General features: G+C 69.4%; 22 protein-coding genes. 14 read left to right on the forward strand and 8 right to left on the reverse strand.

What is annotated here, in order from left to right:
* Positions 1–16: 16 nt before the first annotated feature.
* The 4 genes from HARCEL1_RS10690 to HARCEL1_RS10705 are packed head-to-tail and all read right to left on the reverse strand — an operon-like array spanning position 17 to position 4,984.
* The gene (locus HARCEL1_RS10690; protein ID WP_108383346.1) at positions 17–1,525 is read right to left on the reverse strand and encodes a hypothetical protein; all 1,509 of its coding nucleotides are present in this window, start codon (positions 1,523–1,525) and stop codon (positions 17–19) included.
* Complete coding sequence (locus HARCEL1_RS10695) at positions 1,525–2,799, reverse strand: DUF58 domain-containing protein (protein WP_108383349.1); 1,275 nt, start codon at positions 2,797–2,799, stop codon at positions 1,525–1,527. The genes HARCEL1_RS10690 and HARCEL1_RS10695 overlap by 1 nt, the downstream gene beginning before the upstream one ends.
* On the reverse strand, positions 2,796–3,503 hold the full coding sequence (locus HARCEL1_RS10700; protein ID WP_108383351.1) for a DUF7269 family protein: 708 nt from the start codon (positions 3,501–3,503) through the stop codon (positions 2,796–2,798). The genes HARCEL1_RS10695 and HARCEL1_RS10700 overlap by 4 nt, the downstream gene beginning before the upstream one ends.
* Positions 3,500–4,984, reverse strand: coding sequence for a DUF4129 domain-containing protein (locus tag HARCEL1_RS10705; protein WP_108383354.1), 1,485 nt, complete (start codon positions 4,982–4,984; stop codon positions 3,500–3,502). The genes HARCEL1_RS10700 and HARCEL1_RS10705 overlap by 4 nt, the downstream gene beginning before the upstream one ends.
* A gap of 100 nt (positions 4,985–5,084) precedes the next feature.
* On the opposite strand from HARCEL1_RS10705, the gene hisC reads away from it, so the two are divergent.
* The 3 genes from hisC to HARCEL1_RS10720 are packed head-to-tail and all read left to right on the forward strand — an operon-like array spanning position 5,085 to position 7,289.
* Entirely contained in the window at positions 5,085–6,173 is a 1,089-nt protein-coding gene (hisC, locus tag HARCEL1_RS10710; protein ID WP_108383356.1) for a histidinol-phosphate transaminase, read from the forward strand.
* A gap of 1 nt (position 6,174) precedes the next feature.
* Entirely contained in the window at positions 6,175–6,681 is a 507-nt protein-coding gene (locus HARCEL1_RS10715) for an adenylate kinase family protein (protein ID WP_108383359.1), read from the forward strand.
* Positions 6,678–7,289 (forward strand): CDP-alcohol phosphatidyltransferase family protein, encoded by a 612-nt coding sequence (locus HARCEL1_RS10720; RefSeq protein WP_108383362.1) that lies wholly within the window; start codon positions 6,678–6,680, stop codon positions 7,287–7,289. Before HARCEL1_RS10715 ends, HARCEL1_RS10720 begins: the two co-directional genes overlap by 4 nt.
* Here HARCEL1_RS10720 and HARCEL1_RS10725 read toward each other — a convergent pair.
* Positions 7,265–8,251 carry a DUF5787 family protein gene (locus tag HARCEL1_RS10725; RefSeq protein WP_108383365.1) on the reverse strand — a complete coding sequence of 329 codons (987 nt, stop codon included), beginning with the start codon at positions 8,249–8,251 and terminating at the stop codon, positions 7,265–7,267. The genes HARCEL1_RS10720 and HARCEL1_RS10725 overlap by 25 nt on opposite strands.
* A gap of 78 nt (positions 8,252–8,329) precedes the next feature.
* Here HARCEL1_RS10725 and HARCEL1_RS10730 point away from each other — a divergent pair, with 78 nt between their 5' ends.
* The 3 genes from HARCEL1_RS10730 (at position 8,330) to HARCEL1_RS10735 (ending at position 9,660) form a co-directional block, all read left to right on the forward strand.
* Positions 8,330–8,536: a zinc ribbon domain-containing protein gene (locus HARCEL1_RS10730; RefSeq protein WP_108383367.1), complete on the forward strand. Its 207-nt coding sequence runs from the start codon at positions 8,330–8,332 to the stop codon at positions 8,534–8,536.
* Positions 8,533–8,697 (forward strand): hypothetical protein, encoded by a 165-nt coding sequence (locus HARCEL1_RS13425; RefSeq protein ID WP_159077099.1) that lies wholly within the window; start codon positions 8,533–8,535, stop codon positions 8,695–8,697. Before HARCEL1_RS10730 ends, HARCEL1_RS13425 begins: the two co-directional genes overlap by 4 nt.
* Positions 8,698–8,778: 81 nt before the next feature.
* Positions 8,779–9,660 (forward strand): DMT family transporter, encoded by an 882-nt coding sequence (locus HARCEL1_RS10735; RefSeq protein WP_108383370.1) that lies wholly within the window; start codon positions 8,779–8,781, stop codon positions 9,658–9,660.
* 30 nt (positions 9,661–9,690) lie between these two features.
* On the opposite strand, the gene HARCEL1_RS10740 is transcribed toward HARCEL1_RS10735, so the two are convergent.
* Positions 9,691–10,416, reverse strand: a complete 726-nt coding sequence (locus HARCEL1_RS10740) for a dockerin type I domain-containing protein (protein ID WP_108383372.1) — start codon at positions 10,414–10,416, stop codon at positions 9,691–9,693.
* A 262-nt stretch (positions 10,417–10,678) separates the two neighbouring features.
* Between HARCEL1_RS10740 and HARCEL1_RS10745 the strand changes: the two genes are divergently transcribed.
* Positions 10,679–11,908 carry a translation initiation factor IF-2 subunit gamma gene (locus HARCEL1_RS10745; protein ID WP_108383374.1) on the forward strand — a complete coding sequence of 410 codons (1,230 nt, stop codon included), beginning with the start codon at positions 10,679–10,681 and terminating at the stop codon, positions 11,906–11,908.
* A gap of 72 nt (positions 11,909–11,980) precedes the next feature.
* On the opposite strand, the gene HARCEL1_RS10750 is transcribed toward HARCEL1_RS10745, so the two are convergent.
* Together HARCEL1_RS10750 and HARCEL1_RS10755 are read right to left on the reverse strand one after the other, a co-directional pair.
* Complete coding sequence (locus HARCEL1_RS10750) at positions 11,981–12,283, reverse strand: hypothetical protein (protein ID WP_108383376.1); 303 nt, start codon at positions 12,281–12,283, stop codon at positions 11,981–11,983.
* Between the two features lie 134 nt (positions 12,284–12,417).
* The gene (locus HARCEL1_RS10755) at positions 12,418–12,762 is read right to left on the reverse strand and encodes a winged helix-turn-helix domain-containing protein (protein WP_108383379.1); all 345 of its coding nucleotides are present in this window, start codon (positions 12,760–12,762) and stop codon (positions 12,418–12,420) included.
* Between the two features lie 169 nt (positions 12,763–12,931).
* Here HARCEL1_RS10755 and HARCEL1_RS10760 point away from each other — a divergent pair, with 169 nt between their 5' ends.
* The 7 genes from HARCEL1_RS10760 (at position 12,932) to HARCEL1_RS10790 (ending at position 17,552) form a co-directional block, all read left to right on the forward strand.
* The gene (locus HARCEL1_RS10760; RefSeq protein ID WP_233357331.1) at positions 12,932–13,459 is read left to right on the forward strand and encodes a cupredoxin domain-containing protein; all 528 of its coding nucleotides are present in this window, start codon (positions 12,932–12,934) and stop codon (positions 13,457–13,459) included.
* 57 nt (positions 13,460–13,516) lie between these two features.
* Entirely contained in the window at positions 13,517–13,900 is a 384-nt protein-coding gene (locus HARCEL1_RS10765) for a PIN domain-containing protein (protein WP_108383382.1), read from the forward strand.
* Position 13,901: 1 nt separating this feature from the next.
* The gene (locus HARCEL1_RS10770) at positions 13,902–14,480 is read left to right on the forward strand and encodes a DNA-directed RNA polymerase (protein WP_108383385.1); all 579 of its coding nucleotides are present in this window, start codon (positions 13,902–13,904) and stop codon (positions 14,478–14,480) included.
* Positions 14,473–14,676: a transcription elongation factor subunit Spt4 gene (spt4, locus tag HARCEL1_RS10775; protein WP_108383388.1), complete on the forward strand. Its 204-nt coding sequence runs from the start codon at positions 14,473–14,475 to the stop codon at positions 14,674–14,676. The genes HARCEL1_RS10770 and spt4 overlap by 8 nt, the downstream gene beginning before the upstream one ends.
* A 2-nt stretch (positions 14,677–14,678) precedes the next feature.
* Positions 14,679–15,272 carry a GTP-dependent dephospho-CoA kinase family protein gene (locus HARCEL1_RS10780; protein ID WP_108383391.1) on the forward strand — a complete coding sequence of 198 codons (594 nt, stop codon included), beginning with the start codon at positions 14,679–14,681 and terminating at the stop codon, positions 15,270–15,272.
* Between the two features lie 81 nt (positions 15,273–15,353).
* Positions 15,354–15,656, forward strand: coding sequence for a DUF7521 family protein (locus tag HARCEL1_RS10785; protein WP_108383394.1), 303 nt, complete (start codon positions 15,354–15,356; stop codon positions 15,654–15,656).
* A 60-nt stretch (positions 15,657–15,716) separates the two neighbouring features.
* Positions 15,717–17,552, forward strand: coding sequence for a UvrD-helicase domain-containing protein (locus tag HARCEL1_RS10790; RefSeq protein WP_108383396.1), 1,836 nt, complete (start codon positions 15,717–15,719; stop codon positions 17,550–17,552).
* Positions 17,553–17,640 lie beyond the last annotated feature (88 nt).

The following is a 17,640-nucleotide window of genomic DNA, read 5'->3' on the forward strand; positions in this document are numbered from 1 at the left end:
GTGACAAATCCCCCGGTCACCGCCGGAGCGGAACTGTCGCGAGCAACGCGGCGAGCACCGCGCCCGCGGCGGCCCCGGCCGTCCCCACTGGCGCCCACCCGGCGAGCAGCGTGACGCCGATCGCGAGGACGGCCGCGACGACGGCGACTGCGAGCGTCGTGCGCGCGTGATCGAGTTCGATCCCCCGGGTGTGGGGCCGGTGGCCCACCTCGACGGTGAGGCCGAGCGCGAACTCGCCGTGGTCCCAGACGACGAGCGCGGCGACGACGACGGGGATCGGGGCCCAGACCGGCCCCGAGGGCGCGACGCCGATCGCGACGATGAACAGGCCCGCGGTCGCGACGGCGATCGGGCCCGCCCGCGGCGGGAACACGCCCAGATAGGTCGCGCCGACGACGAGCGCGAGCGGCGTGAGTACCAGGAAGATCGCGATCAACGCCAGCAGCACGGTCACCACTGCGATCCCGAGCACCTGAAGCGCAACGACGGTGACGTCGACCGCGCCGGTCTGGGCCGCCGACCCGACCCCGACGATCATGACGCCGATAAGCACCATCCCCCCGGCCCCGACCAGCGGGGCGATCCGCCGGGCGCGCGGACCGCTGACGCCACGATTCAGCCACCGGATCGCGATCCGGACCGTCGCCACGAGCGCGCCCGCGACGGCGAGTGCGATCGCGACAGCGAGCGGCGGGGCGCGAAGCACCGGCGAGGTGAGCACGCGGTCGATCGAGGGCGGCACCGACGGCCACGCGTCGAGCAGGCCAGCGATCGCAGGCGGAATCCAGGGCGTCACGGCGAGGAGGATCCGGAGTGTAAAGAACGTCATCCACGCCGACAGGGCGACGACGACGAGTCCGGCGAGCACGATACGAGCGAGTCTCACCCTGGACGTGACGCGATCGGTCCATCGGGCGGGCGCGAGCGCGGCGATCGGCAACCAGACGAGTGCGAGTGTGACCAGCGTGGCACTCAGCCCGACGATCAGTGCCAGCCCGGCGAGATCGGGGCCGCTCGGCGGCGCGATCGCCGTGGGGACGAGCAAGCCGACGACCAAGACGAGCACCGCCAGGCCGCTGACAACGATTGGCGAGGCGACGAGCCCGACCAGCGCAGCGATCCAGCCCTGGCGATTGACTGCAGCGAGATGCTCACGATCGACGTTCGCCCAGGCACAGCCCAGCCCGAGGATCGCCAGCGCATACCCACCGAGGACGAGAAATACGCCGATCGTCCCGTCATTCAGGCCATCGAGGACGTTTCGCACTAGCACGATCGACATCGGGATGAAGATGAGTTGGCCAAAGGCCAGCGATCGGAACCGATCGCGACCCAGCAGCGCGATCCCCGCAACGACGAACCCCGCCGTCGTGGCGACCTTTCCGATGGCCGCCTGCGCGCCGATCGCGAGGCCGAGTCCGACCGCGCCGACCGCCAGCGAGGCGATCCAGAGCCCGATCGCGCGCGGGCGGCCCTCGTCACCGATCGCCGTCGGCGCGTCGAGGCGGGGGCCAAAGAGGGGCATCAGTTCCCACCCCCGGGCTCGCTGGCAAAGGCCTGCTGGAGGACGACCGCCAGGGGCGTCCCCCGTTTCCAGTCGACGGTGCGCACGCCCGCGGCCTGACACCGCGCGAGTCGGGACTGCCGGCGCACCCGCGCGAGTGTCCCCGTGACGGTGTTGTGTGTGAGTACGTCCGGCGAGCACAGCGTCCGCGAGAAGTCGTGAGCGCCCCAGGTGGCGAGCGCGTCGACCAGTCGATCGTCGAGCAACGGCGAGAAGACCAGCAGTTGGGCCCGCGGCGGCGCGAGCGACGCGATCCGGGCGATCTGATCGTCGACGGGGCCCGCGCTCTCGGCGTCGGCGGCGGCCTGGAACCGATCGATCGCACGGGCGCGGTGGTCGGCCCCCCGTCCGGGGTCGAGCCAGTGGAGGCCGTCGGCGTCGGGCCCGTCGACGCCGATCACCGCGACCGAAATCTCGTTGCCGCCCGCGAGCAGGTCACTCGTCGCGCGCGTCGCGGCGTAGGCCGACAACTCGACGGCGGTCGGGCGTCCGGGCCCCGCCGCGACGCGGGTGGACTCGCGGGCGTCGACGACGATCACGACCGTCGCGCCCGTCCGACGGCGGTAGTTGACCGTCGCGAGGTCGTCGCGTTTCGCGTAGTGTCGCCAGTCGATCCGGTCGGCGGGATCCTCGGGGTGGTACTCTCGAACGGAGTGAAATTCGAGGCCGCCGCCGGGGTCGTCCGTGCTGCGCTGGCCGCCCGCGAGCGCGCCCTCGTCGTCGATCGGCGGTGCGCCCGCGTCGATTCGACAGTCCAGGCGGTCGTCGCCCGCGACCGCGGGTGTGAGCGTCGCCCGCCGGCCCGCACCGACCGATCGGCAGTGGATCGTCGGCGGATCGAACGTGTGGGTGCCCCGGCGGGCCGCGAGATCGTAGGAGACGAGTGCGGTCTCGCCGGGATCGAGCGTGGTCGCGGCGCGCGGCGACCCCGACAGCGCCGCGAGGTCGGCGGGCACGCCGTCGATCACGCGGACATCGCGCAGGCGTCGATCGCCCCGATTCTCGACGACCAGTCGGACCGCAACGGGTCGGCCGGGGGGAGCGGGCGTCGGATCGATCTCGCGGCGGACACCCAGTGCGGGATCGGGGCCGGTCCCGAGACGGCTGCCCGCGAGCGCACCCAGCGGGAGCAGCGCGGCGACGAGCAGGCCAGCGTGGCCGGCCACCGCGCCCGCCGTCGCGAGTAGCGCCGTCGCGGCGACCGCCGCGCGCCAGCGATCGGTCGGCGCGCTCACTCCGATCGCCCCCCGAACTGCGCGCCGGCCGGTTCCAGACGCCCGTCGACGGTCCGCCGGAGTTCCGCGAGCGGTGGATCAGTGATCGGCACCGGACGGGGCGCGGTCTGGCCCGCGACGGTCGGCAGGCGGTCCTCGGCGGTGTGAACGATGGCGTCGACCGCGCGATTCACGCGGCGTCGAAAGACGCGCTCGGGGAACAGCCACCGCTCGATGCGGACCGATAGCGGGCGGGCAGGTGGCTCGACCGCGGGATCGAGCAGCGCTGCGGCGGTCGAATCGTCGGTCCACGCGCCAGCCGCCAGATCCCGCTCGGCGGTCGCGCGGTCGGCCCCCGAGGCCTCGTACACCTCGATCAGCGTCGCGCGCAACACCGGCCGGACCCGTTCGGCGGCCCGTTCGAGGTCGTCGGCCCCGCGGATCGCGCCCGTCGCGGCCTCCAGCGGGTCGAGCAGGTCACGCCCGGAGACGGTCGCGGCCCGGCGACTCCGCTCGGGTGACCGTTCGGGGGGCTGGATCGAGGGGACCCCACCACCCGATCGGCGGAGCACGCGATAGCTACTCCAGCAGACCCCGACGATCCCGACGAGCGCCGCGAGTGCCGTGCCGAGGATGCCGGCCCCGACACCCGCGACGAGCGCGAGCACGGCGGCCGCGAGGACGACGAGCGCGGTGCCGACCGCCGCCCAGTCACGATATCTCATGGCTCCTCCAGGCGGTCGAGGGCCTCGGCGGCCCGATCGGCCCGGTCGGCGTCGAGCGGGCGGTCACCGTACTCGATCTCGCGGAACACTGCAGTGAGCGTCGCGACCGCGTCGGCGGGTTCGCCCGCTTCGATCGCACGCCGGGCGATGGCTCCCGGTGGCGTCGTCGCCCACTCACGAGGCGCGATCCGCCGAGCGAACGCCCGATACCGCTCGCGAAGGCGTTCGCGAGTCAGGTCGGGGTGTTCGACGGGCGCGAGGTCGGGCGTCGGGGGCGGCGTCTCCACCGTCGAGATCGCGTCGGGCGCCCCCGACCGCCCCCACGCGACCGCCAGGCCCACCAGCGCGAGCACGCCGATCCCGGCCACGACGGGGATCACCCCGAGGATCGCCGTCAGAAGGTAGGTGGGCCAGACCGCGACCCGCGTCGTCTGGTCGGCCCCGCTGACCCGGTAGGTCGCGAACGGATCGCCCGGGAGTGTCACCGCAGCGGTCCCGTCGGCGTCCGACCTGGCGACGTCCGCACCGCGCAACTCGACCGTCGCGTCGGGGACGGGATCGTCGCCCGCGGTCACCCGGATCGTCGCCGGATCACCCGGCGTCGCGAGCAGGCGGTCCGCCGACAGCGACGCCCGGAGGTGGGCGATGTCGATCTCGCGGGTCCCCGCGAAGTCGCCCCGCTCGACTGTGATCTGGACGGTCTCGCCGGACTCTGGCAGTCGGACGCGTGCACGACCCGAACTGTCGGTCCGGCCCGTCCGGTCGCCGTCGAGTGTGACGGTCGCGTTCGGCACGGGGCGAGATCCGATCGCGGCCCTGACGGTCACGACCGATCCCGGATAGAGGTCGCCAGTGACGGAGACGACCAGAGTCCCGCGGACGGTCACCGTCCGCTCGATCCGATCGGTGCCGTTCTCGGGAGTCGCCGTCGTGGCCGTCTGTGCGGCGACCACGCCGATCCCGGCGCGCTCGACGGTCACCGTCTCGGGGGGCTGGCAGGCGGCGTCGCTCGGCAGATCGGCGGCGACGGTCAGGCGGCGCTCGTAGGGGACGCGCGTCGCGACCGTCCCGCTGTCGTCGGTGACGCCGATCGACCGATCGTTGACGAAGACCTCCGCGCCCGCGACCGGGCCGCGCGGCGACCGCACGACGACGGCCATTCGATCGCCGGGCACGACCCGCGCGGGCACGACGATCGAACACGTCGGCGCCAGCAGTTCGCCGCCCGGATCGCCGTCCTCGACCGGACGGGTTTCGCCCCCGTCGGTGCCCTCGCTCGGATCGGCGGTCTCGCCAGTCTCCTCGGGCGACGGTGCGGTCTGAGTGGCGTTCTCGCCGGGACCGGTCGGCTCGCGAGCGTCGCTCGGGTTCGGGTGTGGCGCGGCGACCGCCGCGAACAGGAGTGCGACGACACAGAGCGCGATGACGAACAACTGATCGGCCGGCCAGTCGGCCGCGAGACGACGCAGGTCACTCAGCATCGGCAGGTGACCCACCGTTCGCCCCACGGGGGCGTCATTCTGTCGGACACCGCGATCCGAGGTAGGGAGACTTATCTGGGGGCGTCCCCCGGTTTCGTACATGGAGCCGCGCGACCTCTCGGCGCATTCGGTCTATCGGCCGGGTCGCGGTATCGAGGAGACGGCCCGCGAGTTGGGCCTGGATCCCGACGACCTGGTCAAGCTCTCCTCGAACGAGAACCCCCTCGGCCCGAGTCCGGCGGCCGTCGACGCCGTCCGGGCGGCGGCCGATCAGATGCACGTCTACCCGACCACGAGTCATACGGACCTCACCGCCGCGCTGGCCGAGGAGTGGGACGTTTCCGACGCCCAGATCTGGCTGGCCAACGGCGGCGACGGCGCGCTTGATTACCTCGCACGCGCGATGATCGAGCCCGGCGACCGCGTGCTCGTCCCCGAGCCCGATTTCACGTATCACGCGATGAGCGCGCGATACCACCACGCGACCGTCGACAGCGTCCCGCTGGTCGCCGAGGAGGAGTTTCGCCAGACGCCCGACCGGATCGCCGGGGCCGTCGACGACCACCGGATCGTCTATCTCACCCGCCCGCACAACCCGACGGGGTCGACGATCGACCTCGAATCGCTCCGGGCGATCGCCGATCGAACCGGCCCTGAAACGCTCGTGGTCGTCGACGAGGCCTACCAGCGCTTCGCGGACGTGACGAGCGCCGTCGAGTTGCTCTCGGAGCGCGACGACGTCGCCGTCCTGCGGAGTTTCTCGAAGACCTACGGGATGGCGGGCATCCGCCTGGGGTATGCGGTCGTCCCCGAGGCCTGGGCCGACGCCTACGCCGCGATCAACACCCCGTTCGCGGCGAGCGAACTCGCCTGTCGGGCCGGCCTCGCCGCGATCGAGGACGACGAGCACCTCGACCGGACGCTCGATCTGGTGGAGTGGGCCCGCTCGTACATCCGCGAGCACCTCGACGCGCCGACGCTGCCCAGCGGCGGGAACTTCGTGCTCGCCGAGGTCGGTGACGCGACGAGCGTCACCGAGCGCGCCCGCGAGCGAGGCGTCCTCATCCGGGACTGTACCTCCTTCGGCCTCGAGGAATACGCCCGGATCTCCGTGGGCCGACGCGAACAGCTCCCCGACGCGATCGAGACGCTCAACGACGTGCTCGCGACCGTCGAGACCACACCATAGCATGCGCGTCGCACTCACTGGCACCCCCGGGACGGGCAAGACCACCGCGAGCGAGTTGCTCGACAGCGACCTCTCGATCGTCCACCTCAACCAGCTCGTCACCGAGGAGGGACTCGCACTGGGCCACGACGAATCGCGAGACAGCGCGATCGCAGACCTCGACGCGATCACCGATCGGCTCGACGGCCGCGACGACGTGCTGATCGAGTCGCATCTCGCCCATCACCTCCCGGTCGATCGAGTCGTCGTGTTGCGCTGTCAGCCCGAGGCCCTGATCGATCGGCTCACGGATCGCGGCGAGTCGGCCGCATCGGCCCGCGAGAACGCCGAGAGCGAGGCGCTCGACGTCGTCCTCGGCGAGGCCGTCGCGGCCCACGGAGAAAGCGCCGTGATCGAAATCGACACGACCGACCGCTCGCCCGCCGAGGTGGCCGCCGCGATCGATCGCGCGATCGACGGCGACGGGCCCGCGCCAGGGTCGGTCTCGTTTATCGAGTATCTCACATGACACTCGATCGCTTCCGCTCGGTGGCCGACCGCGTGATCGACCCGTTCGTGAGCGGTGCCGATCGCATCGGCCTCACGCCGAACGCGATCAGTTGGCTCGCGCTCGTGCTCGCGGTCGGCGCGGCGCTATCCTTCGCGCTCGCTGGCGAGCGCACGCTCCTGTACGCGCCCGCCGCTGTGGTCGTGCTCGCGAGCGGTGCGTGTGACGTTCTCGACGGCGCGCTCGCGCGCCACCAGGGGTCGAGTTCGCGCGCGGGTGACTTCCTCGATCACGTCCTCGACCGGTACGCCGACCTGGCGATCGTCGCGGGCCTCGCGGTCGGGATCGGCCGGCTCGACCTGGGCTTCGCGGCGATCACGGGCGTCGTGTTCACCTCGTATCTCGGGACACAGGCCCAGGCCGTCGGCCTGAATCGCGCCTACGGCGGGGCGCTCGGGCGGGCCGACCGCCTGGCGCTCGCGGCGGTCGTCGGCCTGATCGCCGCGACGGACGTCTCGCTGGCGGGCCACTCCCCGATCGCGTGGCTGCTCGTGATCTTCGCGCTCGCGGGCCACGCCACCGCCATCCAGCGGTTTATCGTCGCCTATCGCGACTTGCGCGAGAACTGATCCAGGCCGACCTGCCGATACGGCCCCGGCGGATCCCGAACCCACGCCGACGAGTTGTCGCGCTCGCGGTCGGGGTCCGGGGTCGATGGGGCCACGTCGGGGTCCGCGGCGGCCTCGAAGCCCGGACAGTCCGGGCCACACTCCGCGCGCGGGTCGACGATCCGGTCGGCCCACGCACAGTCGGGCAGCGTCGCCGTGCCGACCGAGACGGCCGAACACCGCGCACAGGCCGGCCAGTCCGATCGCGAGGGTCGCCAGCCCGCGCCGTAGGCGCGCTCGGCGATCGCGATCCGCCGGCGGCGTTTCGCGCTCTGATCGACCGTCTCGATCGTCCACGCGCCCGGATCGCGATCGAGCACTTCGAGGCCCCAGTCGTCCGGATCGAGTGAAAGCGCCTCGCGGACGACACGGCGCTCGCCGCTCGCGGGGTCGAACTGCCAGATGCCCACCGGATCGGGCACGCGGTGTTCGTGCGCCCCGGTGACGTGGGAGGCGGTCACGAGCACGACGCGGTCGACGACCCCGAGGCTCACGTCGTGGCGCACCTGGGCGCGGAGGTCGCCGGGTCGATCGAGGTCGGGTTTGTTCTCGATCGCGACGATCGAATCGACCCAGTCGTCGGGATACGGCCGGGCAAGTCGGTAGGTCGTCCGCCGCCCGTCGCGCTCAGCGACGAGCGCGCCCGCGTCGAGAGCGTGCTCGATCGCGCGCTGGGCGTGCTCGGGGTGGGCATCGACCGCGGCGGCCGGGCGCGGGTCGCTCGCCGCGAACGCCTCGATCACGACCGGCGGAATCGCCCGATCGGTGATCGACGCCCGAGTCTCGAAATCGGGCCCCGGGTCGAGAACGATCACGTCCGCGATCCGGCGCGTGTCGACACCCGTCCCGATCTGGCGAGCGAGGACCCGGTCGCGCTCCTCGACGTGGGCACACACCGCGAGTTCGAACGCCGCTTCGCGCACGACCAGTGATCGGACCGGTGGCTCAAAACGCCCCCGACCCGGGAAAGATTGACATCGGCCCGGCCGCGACCGCCGTTCATGGACGACGATCGGGGCTGTCCGAAGTGCGGTCACGAAGAGACCGACGTGGGCGAGATCGCGACCACTGGCACCGGCCTCTCGAAGCTGTTCGACATCCAGACGAACAGCTTCAACGTGGTCTCGTGTACGAACTGCGGGTATTCGGAGCTGTACCGGGACCGGACCAGCGGGTCGAGCGACATCGTCGACGTCTTCCTCGGGTGAGCAGCGTGACTGGTGGCACGGGCCTCGCGATCGTCCTGTTCGCGATGACCGTCGGCCTCGGCGGGGGGCTCGCCCTGTACGCACTGGTGCGGGCCGAACACGACCGAAGGGTCACCGATCGCGAGACCGCCGAGCGACTGGCCCGGCGCGATCGGGACTGACCCGCGGGTCGTCACCGACTGCCAGGTCAATCACGACCGGCGAGCCGCGACGCTCTTGGGGCCGGGCCGCGAAGGGCGTGCGTGCTCTTCGGGTATCTGTTCGCCGGCGTCGCTGCGTTGCTCTTCGGCGTCTACCTCGTCGCGATCAAGGAGTATTTCACCGACTATCCGTTCCCGATCTTTCTCGCGACGATCAACTCGATCGCCCTGTTGACCTACCTGCCGTTCGCGGTGCTCACGCTCGACGGGCCCGCACTCCCCGGTGGTGCGGACCCCCGGACGGTGGGGACGATCGTCGCCGTCGCCGTGCTCACCGGCGTCGCCGTCCTCTTCTTTTTCCACGCGCTCGTGCGTGGCGAGGCCTCCTACGTCGCGCCGATCAGCAAGATCGTCCCCGTGTTCGTCCTCCCGATCGAGGTGATCGCGCTCGGTGAGATCCTCTCGGGACTCCAGATCGCGGGCGTCCTCGTCGCCACGGTCGCGATCTACGTCGCGAACTACCGCCCGGGCGAACTGTTCGAGCCGATCCGCCGTGCGGCGACCTCGCGGGCGGCCCAGTTGGCGCTCGCGAGCGCGCTCACCTTCGGGTTCGTCGACGTGGGCAAGCGCTTCATCGTCGATGCCGACCACCTGGGCGTCCCCCCACAGACGTACATTCCGATCATGTTCGCGATCACGACGCTGATGGTGCTGCCCTTCGCCGTCCGGCGGGAGATGCCCACGGGCTTTCGGGACGACCTCCCACTCTTTCTCGCGGCGGGGCTCCTCGTCGCCGTCGGGAATCACCTGGTCTTGCTCGCCTTCCAGGTGATCCCCGCGAGTGTGGGGTCACCGATCGTCAACGCCCAGGCCGTCGTCGCCGTCCTGATCGGCGGCTTCGTGCTCCACGAGAAGTACCTCCGCGTGCGACTCGTCGCCGCGCTGCTCGCGGTGCTCGGCATCGCGATGATCACGCTCGGATAGCGACAGGCCATCGAGACCGAACCGAGTCGGTCAGACGTCTTCGAACAGCGCGAGGACGTCCTGGAGGTCGACGCTCCCGTCCGAATCGACGTCGTAATACTGGCTGTTGGCGGCCACAGCCTCCGTGCCGGTGTGCTGGAACAGCGCGTTCACGTCGGGGAAGTCGATCCGGCCGTTTCCATTCAGGTCTTCGTAGAGGCCATCGCCGTCGGGATCGGTGGCCCCCGGATCGGCCGGCCACGTCGGGCCCGACTCCGGCGTCGGCGTCGTCGTCGGATCGGTCGGCGTCGGCGTCGGGTCGCCCTCGACGAACACGTCGAATCGGACGCTCCCGGAAAAATATGGGGGTGCACTGTACTCGGCCACATAGCCCGTGGTTTCGGTCGGACGCACCGTCCGTTCGCGGCCGGTCGATCCGTCGTCCCAGAACCAGTCGTAGACACTCCCACTGGTCACGTGCAGTGCGAGTGTCACCGGCGTCCCCGGGGCCACGGTGACACTGGTTGTCTCCTGAATCGGCCCGTCGTCGACCTGGATAGTGGGTTCGATTTCGGGGGGCGTATGCCCCGTGATCACTCGCGTCGAGGTGGTCCGGGACGTCGGCGTCTCGTCGTCCGTGGCCGCTGTCGACTCCGCCCCACTCGCGACGTGGCTCCCGACGACGACCCCGCCCAGTGTCGTCGCCAGCCCCGCCTTGAGCGCGCTCCGTCGGGTGCAAACCTGGTCCTCCTCCGGTGATTGTGATCGGTCGGGCATAGATTGACGCTCTCGTTCGAACTAATTTGTTTTCTGACGCCGTTAATCTATTGGAAAATAACTGAGAGTCACAACCATCGGACGAAGAAACCGCCCCGATGGGGCTTCAGACAACCATTCAGTCCAGATCGGCGGAAGCGAATCGGCTCCACAGTCGCCAGCGCTGGCGTCGCATCGGTCCGCTCGGGACTCCCGACAGCCCACCGAGAACAACGCCTTTATCACCGCCACCGGCCGAAACTCCGGTACGATTACTCCCGAGATGACAGAACATCGTCAACCGGAGGTGAACATTGGTCTCGTCGGGCACGTCGACCACGGCAAGACGACGCTCGTCGAGGCCTTCAGCGGGGAGTGGACCGACCAACACTCCGAGGAAATGAAGCGGGGCATCTCGATCAGACTCGGCTACGCCGACGCGACCTTTCGTCGGTGTCCGGAGTGTGAGGACGCGGCGGGGTACACCGTCGCAGAGACCTGTCCCGAACACGACTGTGAGACCGAGTTCTTGCGGACGGTCTCCTTTGTGGACGCGCCGGGCCACGAGACGCTCATGGCGACGATGCTCTCGGGCGCGGCGATCATGGACGGCGCCGTGCTCGTCATCGCTGCGACCGAGGACGTCCCCCAGGCCCAGACCGAAGAGCACCTGATGGCGCTGGACTCGATCGGCATCGAGAACGTCGTCGTCGCACAGAACAAGATCGACCTCGTCGACCGCGAGCGCGCCGCAGAGCACTACGAGCAGATCCAGGAGTTCATCGCGGGGACCGTCGCGGAGGACGCTCCGATCGTCCCGATCAGCGCCCAACAGGAGGTCAACACCGACCTGCTGATCGAGGCGATCGAAGAAGAGATCCCCACGCCCGAGCGCGATTCCGACGCCGACGCCGAGTTGCTCGTCGCCCGGAGTTTCGACATCAATCGTCCGGGTGCGACGCCCGATCAGTTGACGGGCGGCGTCGTCGGCGGCACCCTGCTCAGCGGCGAACTCACCGTCGACGACGAGATCGAACTCGTGCCCGGCCGCGAGGTCGAGTCCGGCGGGCAGACGACCTACGAGTCGATCACGACGACGCTCCGGTCGCTCCAGGCCGGTGGCGACCCCGTCGACTCGGTCCGTCCGGGTGGGCTGCTCGGCGCGGGCACCGGCCTCGACCCGTCGCTCACCAAAGGCGACGCACTCGCGGGCCAGGTCGCCGGCCCGCCGGGGACGCTCCCGCCCGTGCGGGACAAATTCACGATGAAGATCGACCTGCTCGATCGCGTCGTCGGCGCAGACGGTGACGTCGACGAGGTCTCGACGGGCGAACCGCTGATGTTGACGGTGCGCACGGCGACGACGGTCGGATCGGTCACGAGCGCGCGCGGCGGCGAGGCCGAGGTCGCGCTCAAGCGCCCGGTCGCCGCCCGAGAGGGCGCGAAGATCGCGATCAACCGCCGCGTCGGGTCGCGCTGGCGGTTGATCGGCATCGGCACGCTCGACGGCTGAAAGACCACCTTCCTTCGGGCGCACGCCCGGTCGTCCCACCCAGGCAGTCACGTCGCTCGACCCGGCCCGGTTTCACAGGACGACGGCGTACACGACTGCGAGGAGAGCGATCGCGACGAGCGCACCCTCCTCGTGCTGGACGCCCAGAACGCGCGGATTGATGAGCCCGTAGACGCCCACCGCGAAGACGGGCACTGCGAGACTCCCGAGCACCGTAACCGTCGTCGACCCCCCTGCGATCGAGCGGGCACCCGCCACGACGAACGGTACTGTTAGCACGACGAAACACGCCGCGTAGAGGCGACCGCGAATGCGATGGCCTCCCTCCGGCCGATCCGTGAGCCGACGCATGGCCGAGACGACGACCCACGCCACCTTGGTCCTTCTCGTCACGTCGACGGGGCTGCTCGTCGATCTGCGTCGAGCGCCGCGTCGGTGCCGTCCGCCCGGTCGCCGTGGGCGAGCGCGCGAGGATCGCGATCGAGTGCCGCGTCGGCACCGGCGGCTGATCAGTCCTCACCGACGTCGTCCCAGAGTTCGTCGACCCGGTCGCTGGGGTCGCCACGGTCGATATTCCGGAGGTCGAGCCCGTCCGCTTCGACGTCGAGTTCCAGTCGGTCGATCACGGTTTCGTACACCTGGTGGTGGTTCCCGTCCGGGTCGATATGCGTGTGCTCGACGAGCATCTCCGCCTCGACCATCTCCGAGACGCGGCGGTAGATCGTCGATTTCGCGACGCCACACTCGGTTTCGAGGGTCCGCACCGAGGCTGGCGATCGCCCCGCGACGACCAGAATCTCTCGAACGACCGGATCGCCAAGCAGGTCCAGGACGGTGTCGGCCTCGAAGGTCACAGGACCGACTGTATCGGCGTCGAGCGGTTAAGCGTTCGCCAGCCCCCGGCCGAGAGTTGCCGGTTGCGTGTGCCTCACTTGTCGTGACTGCGTGCCCTGCTCCTGTGAGCGTGACACACGACACGGTCCACCACGCCTCGGTCGTGCGTGGGCCGCATGGAGGTGACCGATGGACGCGACAGCAGTGACGCGACGGCAGTATCTCGCGAGCACCGGCGGCCTCGCCGTCCTCGGACTCGCCGGCTGTTCGTCCGGCGACGGCGGAGCGGGCCCGGACGGCAGCACCGTCGAGATGGTCAGCAACGGCGACGGCCACCACTTTCACCCGCACGTCCTCCGGATCGAACCCGGCGAGACGGTCACCTGGACGCTGGAGAGCGGCGTCCACACCGCGACGGCGTACGCGTCGGCCAACGATCGCCCGGACCGAATTCCCGAGGCTGCGGCGGCCTGGGACAGCACCACCATCGCGGAGGAGGGCGCGGAGTTCACGAAGACCTTCGAAATCACGGGCGTCTACGACTACTTCTGTCGACCCCACGAGGCCGGCGGGATGCTCGGGTCGATCGTCGTCGGGGAATCGAGCGACGGCCCGGGGCTGGCTGCCCCGCAGTCCGCCCTCCCAGAGGGTGCGCGGACGAAGATCGAATCTTTGAATCACGAGGCCACGGAGGGCGAGAGCGATCACGATCACTGACGCGACAGCCCGGTCGATCCGAAACGGTCAACTGGCTCGACGGCGACCGTCCGTCGGATGCCCCCCACAGTCGTCCTCGACGCGAACGCCCTCATGGCGCCCGTCGAGGTCGGCGTCCGCGTCTTCGACGAGTGCGACCGCCTGCTCGGGAATCCCGACTACGTCGTCCCCGCGGCCGTCCACGCGGAACTGGAACGACTCGCCGCGGGCAGTGGCGAGGCCGCGACGGCCGCCGGCGTCGGCCTCGACCTGGCCGAGCGGTGTACGATCCGCGAGACGCCCGCCGAATCGGGCGATCAGGCCGTCGTCGACCTCGCTCACGAGCCCGGCGTCACCCACGTCGTCACCAACGACGCCGCGTTGCGGCGGGTGTTGCTCGACGCGGGCGTTCCGGTAGTTAGTTCAAGGGGCCAGCACAAACTCACGCTCACTCGACCATAACATGTACAAACGCGTCAGACTCCGGGATACCGTCGAGGTGCCCCCCGAACACCTCGACGACGTGACTCCGGAGCTCATCACGAAGCTGCTGCGGGACAAACTCGAAGGACGCCTCGACGAAGAGGTCGGATCGGTCGTCTCGGTGATCGACGTCCACGACATCGGCACGGGCGCGGTCGTGCCCAACCAGCCCGGCGTCTATTATACCGCCGAGTTCGACGCGATCACGTTCGACCCCCACATGCAGGAAGTCGTCGACGGCGAGGTCGTCGAAGTCGTCGAATTCGGCGCGTTCGTCGGCCTCGGCCCGGTCGACGGCCTCCTGCACGTCTCACAGATCGCCGACGAATACCTCGCCTACGACGGCGAGAATCAGCGGTTGGCCTCACGCGAGGACGACAAGGCCCTCGGCGTCGGCGATTCGGTGCGCACACGGATCGTCACCAAATCGATCGACGAGCGCAACCCGCGGGACTCGAAGATCGGCCTGACGGCCAAACAGGTCGGCCTGGGCAAACTCGGCTGGCTCGACAGCGAGTACGAGGCCCGCCAGGCACAGACGGGTGAGGCCGATGGCTAAGCGACTCGTCTGCCGGGAGTGTCACCGCGTCCAGGACGCCGAAATCACCGAGGGCGACGCCTGCATGGCGTGTGGGTCGAACTCGCTGACCGAAGACTGGGCGGGCTACGTCGTGATCGGCCACCCCGAGGACAGCGAGATCGCCACCGAGATGGAGGTCACCGAGCCCGGAAAGTACGCGCTGAAGGTCCGCTAACCGTGTCCGCGCCCGACGATCGCTCCGACGTGCTCGTGAGTGTCCCGGATCAGCTTCGGGACGACCTGCGCGAGGCGCTCGGCCCGGTCTACGAGGACGCGGCGGCACTGCTGGCCGACGTCGACGGCCCGATCGCCGCGGTGGGCGACATCGTCACCTACCACCTCCTGGAGGCGGGTCACTCACCCGCGCTCGCGCTCGTCGACGAACGCACCGAGCGGTCGGCCGTCGAGGAGACGGTCCTGGAGTCGGTCCGTCCGGACCAGGGTGGGCCCGACGCGTGGTTCGATCAGCGCATCGAGACCGCGAACCCCGCGGGCACGATCACGACGGCGCTGCTCGAAGCGATCGAGGTGGGCCTGACCGTCCCCGAGCAACGCGTGCTCGTCCGTGTCGACGGCGAAGAGGACCTCGCGACCCTGCCCGTCGTCGCGCTCGCGCCGTCGGACTGGACGGTCGTGTACGGCCAGCCAGACGTCGGCATGGTCGCTGCCCCCGTCTCGACGGCGACGCGATCGACCGTCCGCGAGTTGATCGGTCGGATGGACGGCGAGTCCGAGCGCCTGCTCGACCGACTCGACACGAACGCGGCCTGAGATCGGTGTCACGGGCGGCGCCACGCCGTGAGAGCAATACTCAAGGATTAATACCCGGGGGGTCGAACGGATCCGGACAGAATGGACTTCGCCGTGCTCGTCGCCCGTGGCGTCTTGATCGTCATGCAGTTCGTCGTGTTCGGACTCTCGCTGGGCATCACGGTCATCAGCTTCCAGGCCTACCGCGATTCGGGCAGTGAGCGTCTCCAGTACGCCTTCATCGGCTTTGCCTTCCTCAGTATGGGCGTCGCGCTGGGGAACGTCGTCACCCAGATCGGGACGTCGGCCGGCGGATCCGAACTCCTCCAGGTGTTTTTCCACACGACGCGGATGGTTCCGTTCGCGGTCGGGTTCGCGGCGCTCTACGTCTCGCTGTACCGCTAGTCGGCCGTCTGGAGCCAGAAGTCACGTCGTTTATAGGACTGGAGCGCGTCTAGATGTGCAATGACCGACGGAACGCACGTGACGCGACTGTTCGGGGGGCCGGGGAGCGGGAAGACGACGGCACTGCTCGACCGGGTCGAAGAGATCCTCGACGGTGACGTCGACGTTCGAGACATACTGGTCGTCTCGTATACCCGGGCGGCCGCGGCGGAGATTCGCGAACGCCTGGCCGAGCGGTTGGACACGACGCCTCGGCACCTCCAGGGCAACGTCTGTACGATGCACGCGAAAGCGTACGAACTGCTCGATCTGTCGAGTGCCGACGTCGTCGACGAGTCCGCCAAGGAGGCCTTCTGTGACGAGTTCGGGATCGACTACGAAGACGAAAACGACAGTTCCCGACATCGCACCGCCCGGTCGACGACGATGGGCAACAAGATCATCGCCACCAGCCAGTGGCTCCAGCGGACCGGTCGCGACGTCGCGGACTGGTACGACGTCCCCTTCCAGTGGAACGACGACGAAGTGCGTCTCCCGCCGGAGATCGACGACAACGCCCAGACCGGCAACAAGTACACCCCGACCTGGCCCAGCGACGACGACCGCGTGGACGTCCCCGAGGCGATCCGGGCCTGGCGCACCTACAAGGGTGACAACGGCATCGTGGGCTTCGCAGACATGCTCGAACGGGTCGCCCAGCGCTCGCTGGTCCCCTCGGTCGATTACCTGGTGATCGACGAGTTCCAGGACATCACGACGCTGCAACATCAGGTCTACCAGGAGTGGAAACCGTACGTCGACACCGTCCTGATCGCCGGTGACGACGACCAGGTGGTCTACGCCTGGCAAGGCGCCGACCCCGATCTCTTGCTCGACGAACCGGTCGACGAGGACGTCGTCCTCCCCAACTCCTATCGGTTGCCCTCGAAGATCCTCGACGTCGTCAACCGCGAGGTCGAACACATCGACAAACGCCAGGACAAGGACCTCGACCCGCGCAAAGAGGGCGGCACCGTCGAGGCCGTGCGCCGGCCCTCGATGCTCGAAGTCGTCCGGAACGTCCGGGGGACCGTCGAGGAGACCGACGGGTCGATCATGCTCCTCTTTCGGGCGCGCTATCAGATGTTTCAGTTCATGGACGAGTTCATCGACGAGGGGATCCCCTTTAGCGTGTTGACCGATCAGCGGATGTGGACCGATCGGCTCACTCAGTACGTCCGCGGGATCGAAAACCTCGATTCGGGCGAGGAACTCACCGCGCTGCAGGCCCGCCGCCTGGCCGATATGTTCGCAGACTCGGCGTTTGGGACGGGCGAGCGTGACGACCTGTTCGACGCCATCGACGAACTGACCGATGCCGCCGAGACGGACGATCTGACCGAGATTCCGATCGATCCGGATCTGATCGACGAGCACGTCCCGTTCGCACCCGATCCGAGCGCCGCGGCGGACATGCTCCGGAAGGTCACGAGTTTCCAGGAGTCCTCGATCGAGGCGTACTTCGCTGGCGACTATCAGGGGATGGATCCGAACCGCGTCCGCGTCGGGACGATCCACTCCGCAAAGGGTCGTGAGGCCGATCACGTCCTGCTCGCGACCGACCTCACCGAGAAGGTCGTCGAGCAGATGGCCGCGACCGTCCGCCAGGAGAACATCGACGTCGAGGGCGTCGAGGAGTTCACCAAGACCACCTCGCCCGTCCCGACGCTCACCGACAACGAGCGACGCGTGTTCTACGTCGGGATGTCACGCGCCCGCGAGCGCCTGGTCATCCTCGAAAATCTCGTCGACGGCGCGCCGACGCTGCCGATCGACGTGTTGTTGACGAACGGGCCGACCGAGGAAGACCCCCAGACGCTGATCGACGAGAGCGAGCGCGTCGCGCCGACGCACTGAGACGGGAGTCGCCCTCGACCGGCGAGAATTACGGCCGGCGAAACGGCTCCCGACTGGCCCGGATCGGTCGTCACGAAAAATTACCGCG

The organism is Halococcoides cellulosivorans, assembly GCF_003058365.1.
GTDB lineage: Archaea > Halobacteriota > Halobacteria > Halobacteriales > Haloarculaceae > Halococcoides > Halococcoides cellulosivorans.

What these genes read in the sequence shown, in the direction of transcription:
- HARCEL1_RS10690 (WP_108383346.1), bottom strand. Translation starts at nt 1,525, where the DNA reads ATGCCCCTCTTTGGCCCCCGCCTCGACGCGCCGACGGCGATCGGTGAC.
- HARCEL1_RS10730 (WP_108383367.1), top strand. Translation starts at nt 8,330, where the DNA reads ATGGACGACGATCGGGGCTGTCCGAAGTGCGGTCACGAAGAGACCGAC.
- HARCEL1_RS10760 (WP_233357331.1), top strand. Translation starts at nt 12,932, where the DNA reads ATGGACGCGACAGCAGTGACGCGACGGCAGTATCTCGCGAGCACCGGC.
- HARCEL1_RS10700 (WP_108383351.1), bottom strand. Translation starts at nt 3,503, where the DNA reads ATGAGATATCGTGACTGGGCGGCGGTCGGCACCGCGCTCGTCGTCCTC.
- spt4 (WP_108383388.1), top strand. Translation starts at nt 14,473, where the DNA reads ATGGCTAAGCGACTCGTCTGCCGGGAGTGTCACCGCGTCCAGGACGCC.
- HARCEL1_RS10785 (WP_108383394.1), top strand. Translation starts at nt 15,354, where the DNA reads ATGGACTTCGCCGTGCTCGTCGCCCGTGGCGTCTTGATCGTCATGCAG.
- HARCEL1_RS10765 (WP_108383382.1), top strand. Translation starts at nt 13,517, where the DNA reads ATGCCCCCCACAGTCGTCCTCGACGCGAACGCCCTCATGGCGCCCGTC.
- HARCEL1_RS10720 (WP_108383362.1), top strand. Translation starts at nt 6,678, where the DNA reads ATGACACTCGATCGCTTCCGCTCGGTGGCCGACCGCGTGATCGACCCG.
- HARCEL1_RS10770 (WP_108383385.1), top strand. Translation starts at nt 13,902, where the DNA reads ATGTACAAACGCGTCAGACTCCGGGATACCGTCGAGGTGCCCCCCGAA.
- HARCEL1_RS10790 (WP_108383396.1), top strand. Translation starts at nt 15,717, where the DNA reads ATGACCGACGGAACGCACGTGACGCGACTGTTCGGGGGGCCGGGGAGC.
- HARCEL1_RS10740 (WP_108383372.1), bottom strand. Translation starts at nt 10,416, where the DNA reads ATGCCCGACCGATCACAATCACCGGAGGAGGACCAGGTTTGCACCCGA.
- hisC (WP_108383356.1), top strand. Translation starts at nt 5,085, where the DNA reads ATGGAGCCGCGCGACCTCTCGGCGCATTCGGTCTATCGGCCGGGTCGC.
- HARCEL1_RS10705 (WP_108383354.1), bottom strand. Translation starts at nt 4,984, where the DNA reads ATGCTGAGTGACCTGCGTCGTCTCGCGGCCGACTGGCCGGCCGATCAG.
- HARCEL1_RS10715 (WP_108383359.1), top strand. Translation starts at nt 6,175, where the DNA reads ATGCGCGTCGCACTCACTGGCACCCCCGGGACGGGCAAGACCACCGCG.
- HARCEL1_RS10745 (WP_108383374.1), top strand. Translation starts at nt 10,679, where the DNA reads ATGACAGAACATCGTCAACCGGAGGTGAACATTGGTCTCGTCGGGCAC.